Source organism: Streptomyces sp. NPDC055189 (assembly GCF_053606765.1).
Genome location: NZ_JBSGSG010000172.1, coordinates 1 through 5,835, shown reverse-complemented (window position 1 = coordinate 5,835; position 5,835 = coordinate 1). Strand labels below are relative to the sequence as shown.

The window sequence follows — 5,835 nt, the reverse complement described above, 5'->3', positions numbered from 1 at the left end:
TGGTGCTTCCTTGCCCCCGGGGGGGGGGGGGGGGCGCGCCGCCCCCCCCCCCCCCCGCGCCGTGGTGACCGCTCAGCGGCTGTAGCGCATGAGGGCGCGCACCATGTGGCAGGTGATGTCCGACGGCGGGTGGATTCCCACGTCCTGAGCCATGCTCCGGATGCGGGTGTTGCTCGCTTGGTTCGCCAGATAGACGCCCGAGTCGAGGAGGGCTATCGCCAGACGCATGGCCTTCAGGCGCCGGTTGTGCGTGATGTACCACTCGCGCGGCCGTCCTGCCGGGAGCGGTCGCTTCTCCAGTGGTGCGTACGTCGGGTCGATGATCACGGATCGGGAAGCGTTGCGCTTCGACTTCGATGTGAGTGCGGCAGCGGGCACAGGCATCCTCCTGTCGCGTCAGGAACCCCCGTCGGGAACCCTCGAACATTGCTTCAATTCTACCGCCGGGCACTGACAATCGCCGCTGGCCAGACGGGTTTTCGGGCGGCGCGACGGGCGCTGTGACGGGTGGGTCGCGGGTAGCGTGTGCGGCATGGAGATCTGGATCAATCCCGCCTGTTCGAAGTGCCGCAGCGCGCTCACGCTGCTCGACGCGGAGGGCGCCGACTACACCGTCCGCCGCTACCTCGACGACGTCCCCTCCGAGGACGAGATCCGCGCCGTCCTCGAACGGCTCGGCCTGGAGCCGTGGGACATCACGCGCACCCAGGAGGACGCCGCCAAGGAGCTGAACCTCAAGGACCGCGAGGCCTGGCCGCGCGACGCGTCGGGCCGCGACCGCTGGATCAAGGCGCTCGCCGAGCACCCCAAGCTCATCCAGCGCCCCATCATCACCGCCGACGACGGCACGGCGGTGGTGGGGCGCACGGAGGAGGCGGTTCGGGACGCGCTGTCCCGGTAGCCGCCCCGCAGCCGCGCAGGTCCTGGCCTCAGCCGAGGAACTCGGCCACCCGGCCGTTGAGTTCGGCGGTCCGGCTGTGCGGCAGCGCATGGTGGCCGACGCCCGGCAGCACGGCCGTCCGCACGTCGGGCAGCAGCTCCGCGGCGCGGGCGGCCACCTTCCCCGCGTTGTGCGCGCGGCCGCTCCCGGCGAGCAGGACGAGCACGGGGAGCCGCAGGGCGCGCAGGGCGTCCGGCGCCGGACGCGGTCCGGTGACCGGCTTCGCCGTGGGGAAGCCGGCCGCGAGCTCCTGGAGGCGCAGCCAGTCGGCGTCCAGCGCGATGCCGCCGGTCTCCCAGGCGAGGAACGCGCGTGTGCGCCGGGCGGAGGGGCGGAGCAGCATCGGCAGCGCGTGCAGCAGATAGCCGGGGCGGAATCCGGCGAAGCACTGGGTCGGGTCGACGAGGACGAGACGCCGGACGCGGTGGGGTGCGTGCAGGGCGTAATGGAGGGCGATCCAGGCGCCGTACGAGTGTCCGCCCAGATCGACCGCCCCGCCGGTTCCGAGCCCTTCCGTCCCGGGCCCTCCCGTCCCGAGCCCGTCGAGGAGCGCGTCCAGCCACCCCGTCAGATCGGCCACGGACCGGATCGGCCGACCCGCGTCCGGCACGCTGCGCCCCGCCTCGCCGATCAGGTCGACCGCGTACACCCGCCGCTTGCGGGCCCATTTGCCGACGTTCGCGAACCAGCTTCCGGCGGTGGCGCCCCCGCCCGGCAGGAGCACGAGGGGCGGGGCACCGGCCGGGCCGCACACCGCGACGTACGTGTCGCCGAAGGGCGTGGAGACCGTGCGGTGCTCCGTCCCCGCGGGCCACTTCGCAAGGACCTTGTCGTACGCGATGAAGAACGCCTCGGTCGCCATCGGATTCCCCCTCCGTCGGTCGGGTCCCGAGTCTCTCCCGCACCGGCACGGACATGACAGGGGTCGGAGGTGACGGCGGACCGATGACGCACATCCGGCGAACCGTTACATACACCTCCATAGCGTTGAGCACTCCATACGCCGCAGGCCGGACGACGGTTCCGGGAACGGAGAGGAGCGCGCCCGTGCAGAGCCTGAAATCCGGGGGCGTATACGGAACCATCCTCGCGAGCGCGCTGGTCGCGGCGCTGCACTCGAAACAGCAGGTCTACACGCCCCGCTACGACGCGGCCTGGATCATGGTGACCGCGGGCACCGCCGCACTCGCGCACGGATACGCGCACCACATGTCCACGCACCGGCCGGGAACGGGCCTGCAGCGGTGGCGGCAGTTGGTCCGGGAGCTCCTTGACGAGTGGCCGGTGATCGTCGCCTGCTGGCCCACCGTGGCACTGCTCGTGCTCGCCGGCACCTTCGACTGGCCGGAGGAGCCCGTCACCTGTTCCGTGCTCCTCCTGAACGCGGCCCTCCTGCTCACCTGGGGCACTTTCGGCGCGCTCCGTGCGGGTTACCGGCGGCGTTCGGCAGTACTCCTCGGCATGGCCGACGCGACGATCGGGCTGCTCATCGCGGCCGCCAACGCCGTCATCAAGTGACGCGAGAGAAGCGGCGGGACGTGAAGTGAGCCACAACCACCGCAGGTAACACGGGGTTCACATTCGAGCAATGGACGGGAAATCGCGCGTTGGCAGGCTGCGCGGCATCACCACGGCACCGCAGCACCCGCACGTTCTGCGCCGTACCGAGCATTTAAAGGATGGCCCCGTGACCTTCAAGGCTGAGTACATCTGGATCGACGGCACCGCGCCGACCGCCAAGCTCCGTTCGAAGACAAAGATCATGACGGACGGCGCCGAGCTCCCCACCTGGGGCTTCGACGGATCCAGCACCAACCAGGCCAAGGGTCACGCATCCGACCGCGTGCTCAAGCCGGTCTTCACCTGCCCCGACCCGATCCGCGGCGGCGACGACGTACTCGTACTGTGCGAGGTCCTCAACACGGACATGACGCCGCACGAGTCCAACACCCGTGCCGCGCTCGCCGAGATCGAGGAGCGCTTCGGCTCGCAGGAGCCGATCTTCGGCATCGAGCAGGAGTACACGTTCTTCGAGGGCGACCGCCCGCTCGGCTTCCCCGTCGGCGGCTTCCCGGCCGCGCAGGGCGGCTACTACTGCGGCGTCGGCGCGGACGAGATCTTCGGCCGTGACGTCGTCGAGGCGCACCTGGAGAACTGCCTCAAGGCCGGCCTCGGCATCTCCGGCATCAACGCCGAGGTCATGCCGGGCCAGTGGGAGTTCCAGGTCGGCCCGCTCGCGCCGCTCGAGGTCTCCGACCAGCTGTGGATCGCCCGCTGGCTGCTCTACCGCACCGCCGAGGACTTCAAGGTGTCGGCCACGCTCGACCCCAAGCCGGTGAAGGGCGACTGGAACGGCGCGGGCGCGCACACGAACTTCTCGACTCGGGCGATGCGCGAGGGCTATGCGCCGATCATCACCGCCTGCGAGTCCCTCGGCGAGGGCTCCAAGCCGCTCGACCACGTCAAGAACTACGGCGCGGGCATCGACGACCGTCTGACCGGCCTGCACGAGACCGCCCCGTGGGACGAGTACAAGTACGGCGTCTCCGACCGCGGCGCCTCGGTCCGCATCCCGTGGCAGGTCGAGGTGGAGCAGAAGGGCTACATCGAGGACCGCCGCCCGAACGCGAACGTCGACCCGTACGTCGTGACGCGGCTGCTCGTCGACACCTGCTGCACCGCCCTGGAGAAGGCCGGCCAGGTCTGACCCCATGGGTTCGTATGTTTCCGCAGGGGGCGCCCGCCGAATCGGTGGGCGCCCCCTGCGGCATGCCCGCCCCCTGCGGCATGGCGGTCCTCAGGACGGTCCTGAGGGGCGAATTCACGCCAAGGGTTGGCCAAGGACCCGTATCAGCGTGCGAGAGGGAACGACCGCCGCCCCTCCCATCTGCTTCAATGGGGCCATGGGCAGCTACGGGAACATCGCGACGGGTCGTGACCACGACCTCGAACCGTTCTGGCCTTCCCGTCAGCACCATGACTTCGACCGGGTGTGTTGCCGCGCGACGAACGCGCAGGCCCTCTAACGCCGTTCACCCGGCTTTCGCCTGACGCGCACGACGTACGTACGTCCTCGTTGACTGACGACTCCTCCGCGCGAAAGAGCTGACTTCCATGGCGAACTCCCGTACCTTCTCCGCCTCCACCGCCACCGCGACCGCCACCGCCACGCCGCTGACCAGCCCCGGCCGGGGGCGGCTGCGAGCCGTCGCCCCGGACGAGGTGGTGCAGATCACCGACTTCCTGCCGCCGGGCGCGACCTGGCTGCCCGCCCCCCAGCACACGCTGCCCACCCTGCCGGGCCAGCCGCCGATGATCGGCTACCTGGTCCTCGTACCGGCCGGGCAGGAGCCCGTCACCGCCGGGCCCGAGCCGCTGCAGCCGGCAGCCGCGCCGGGCCACGGCCACGGCCACGGCCACGGCAAGGAGCAGGCGTCCGCCGGGCCCGTGTGGATCGACACCGTCCAGCGGGCCGCGCAGGTCGACGGGCAGCAGCTCGACCTCACCTATCTGGAATTCGAGCTCCTCGCACATCTCGTCGCCCACCCCCACCGGGTACACACGCGCGACCAGCTGGTCACCACGGTGTGGGGGTACGGACACGTGGGCGACGGGCGCACCGTCGACGTCCACATCGCGCGGCTGCGGCGCAAGCTGGGCGCCGAGCACCGTCAGACGATCCAGACGGTGCGCCGGGTGGGCTACAAGTACGCGCCGCCGACATCCCGCTGACCCGCGGGTTCCCTGGTCGGGCCGGGCTCTGCCGCTAGCAGAACCCGGTTCCGCCGACGGGACGCGGCGTGCAGAGTCGTCGGCATGAGACTTCTGATGCTGGGCGGTACGGAGTTCGTGGGGCGGGCGGTCACCGAGGCGGCGCTCGCGCGTGGCTGGGAGGTGACGGTCTTCCATCGCGGGCGCCACGAGGCACCCGCCGGTGCGGTGTCACTGCTGGGTGACCGCACGGCGGACGGCGGCCTGGACGCGCTCGCCGCCGCCGACGCCGAATGGGACGTCGTCGTCGACACCTGGTCGGGAGCACCGCGCGCCGTGCGCGAGGCGGCGCGGCTGCTCGCCGGGCGGGCGGGGCGGTACGTCTACGTGTCGAGCGTCTCCGTGTACCAGTGGCCGATCGCGGCGGGTTCGGACGAGAGCCACTCTCTCGTCGGGGGAGATCCTGACGCGGACGCGGTGGCGTACGCCGAGGACAAGCGGGGCGGGGAGCTCGCGGCCCTCGCGGAGTTCGGGGCGGAGCGCACGGTGCTCGCCCGTGCGGGGCTGATCCTCGGTCCGTACGAGAACATCGGGCGGCTGCCGTGGTGGCTGAACCGGATCGCCCGCGGTGGTCCCGTACTGGCCCCGGGGCCAAGGGAGTTGGACCTCCAGTACATCGACGCGCGCGACCTCGCCCAGTGGGTTTTGGACGCGGCTTTCGCGGGCCTGCACGGTCCGTACAACGTCGTCTCCCCCATCGCGCACACCACGACGGAGGAGTTCCTGGAGGCGTGCGTGGCCGTGGCGGGCGCGGACGACGTGGAGCTGCGGTGGACCGACCCCTCGGTGATCGCCGAGCACGGCATCGAACCGTGGACGCAGCTCCCGGTGTGGGCGCCGCCGGGCGAGATGCACGACTCCATGCACCGCACCTCCACGGAGAAGGCCGTGTCCGCGGGCCTGCGGGCACGTCCGGTGGCGGACACGGTCGCGGACACGTGGACCTGGCTCCAGTCGATCGGCGGCCAGGCCCCGCAACGCCCCGACCGCCCGACGGTGGGCCTGGCCCCGGAGGTGGAGGCGAAGGCGCTGGGTTTGTGACTGCGGGTCCGGGTCCGGTGGGGGCTTGTCGCGCAGTTCCCCGCGCCCCCGAAGGGGCGGCGGTCGGCTGGAAAGTCCAGCCG

7 protein-coding genes are annotated in these 5,835 nt (G+C 71.4%); 5 read left to right on the top strand and 2 right to left on the bottom strand.

Annotation, left to right across the window (positions count from 1 at the left end; genetic code table 11):
• Positions 1–72: 72 nt before the first annotated feature.
• The gene (locus ACWFR3_RS46480) at positions 73–378 is read right to left on the bottom strand and encodes a hypothetical protein (protein WP_453740777.1); all 306 of its coding nucleotides are present in this window, start codon (positions 376–378) and stop codon (positions 73–75) included.
• A 154-nt stretch (positions 379–532) separates the two neighbouring features.
• On the opposite strand from ACWFR3_RS46480, the gene ACWFR3_RS46475 reads away from it, so the two are divergent.
• Positions 533–901: an arsenate reductase family protein gene (locus tag ACWFR3_RS46475; protein WP_453740776.1), complete on the top strand. Its 369-nt coding sequence runs from the start codon at positions 533–535 to the stop codon at positions 899–901.
• Between the two features lie 28 nt (positions 902–929).
• Here the strand turns inward: ACWFR3_RS46475 and ACWFR3_RS46470 are convergent, their stop codons facing one another.
• Entirely contained in the window at positions 930–1,802 is an 873-nt protein-coding gene (locus ACWFR3_RS46470; RefSeq protein WP_453740775.1) for an alpha/beta fold hydrolase, read from the bottom strand.
• Positions 1,803–1,987: 185 nt separating this feature from the next.
• Here ACWFR3_RS46470 and ACWFR3_RS46465 point away from each other — a divergent pair, with 185 nt between their 5' ends.
• The 4 genes from ACWFR3_RS46465 (at position 1,988) to ACWFR3_RS46450 (ending at position 5,752) form a co-directional block, all read left to right on the top strand.
• Entirely contained in the window at positions 1,988–2,458 is a 471-nt protein-coding gene (locus ACWFR3_RS46465) for a hypothetical protein (RefSeq protein WP_453740774.1), read from the top strand.
• Between the two features lie 169 nt (positions 2,459–2,627).
• A complete protein-coding gene (glnII, locus tag ACWFR3_RS46460; protein ID WP_453740773.1) occupies positions 2,628–3,647 on the top strand; it encodes a glutamine synthetase in 1,020 nt (339 codons plus the stop codon).
• A 407-nt stretch (positions 3,648–4,054) separates the two neighbouring features.
• Entirely contained in the window at positions 4,055–4,672 is a 618-nt protein-coding gene (locus tag ACWFR3_RS46455; RefSeq protein ID WP_453740772.1) for a winged helix-turn-helix domain-containing protein, read from the top strand.
• An 84-nt stretch (positions 4,673–4,756) separates the two neighbouring features.
• Positions 4,757–5,752 carry an NAD-dependent epimerase/dehydratase family protein gene (locus tag ACWFR3_RS46450; RefSeq protein WP_453740771.1) on the top strand — a complete coding sequence of 332 codons (996 nt, stop codon included), beginning with the start codon at positions 4,757–4,759 and terminating at the stop codon, positions 5,750–5,752.
• The last annotated feature ends 83 nt before the right edge of the window (positions 5,753–5,835 follow it).

What these genes read in the sequence shown, in the direction of transcription:
- ACWFR3_RS46475 (WP_453740776.1), top strand. Translation starts at nt 533, where the DNA reads ATGGAGATCTGGATCAATCCCGCCTGTTCGAAGTGCCGCAGCGCGCTC.
- ACWFR3_RS46470 (WP_453740775.1), bottom strand. Translation starts at nt 1,802, where the DNA reads ATGGCGACCGAGGCGTTCTTCATCGCGTACGACAAGGTCCTTGCGAAG.
- ACWFR3_RS46455 (WP_453740772.1), top strand. Translation starts at nt 4,055, where the DNA reads ATGGCGAACTCCCGTACCTTCTCCGCCTCCACCGCCACCGCGACCGCC.
- ACWFR3_RS46450 (WP_453740771.1), top strand. Translation starts at nt 4,757, where the DNA reads ATGAGACTTCTGATGCTGGGCGGTACGGAGTTCGTGGGGCGGGCGGTC.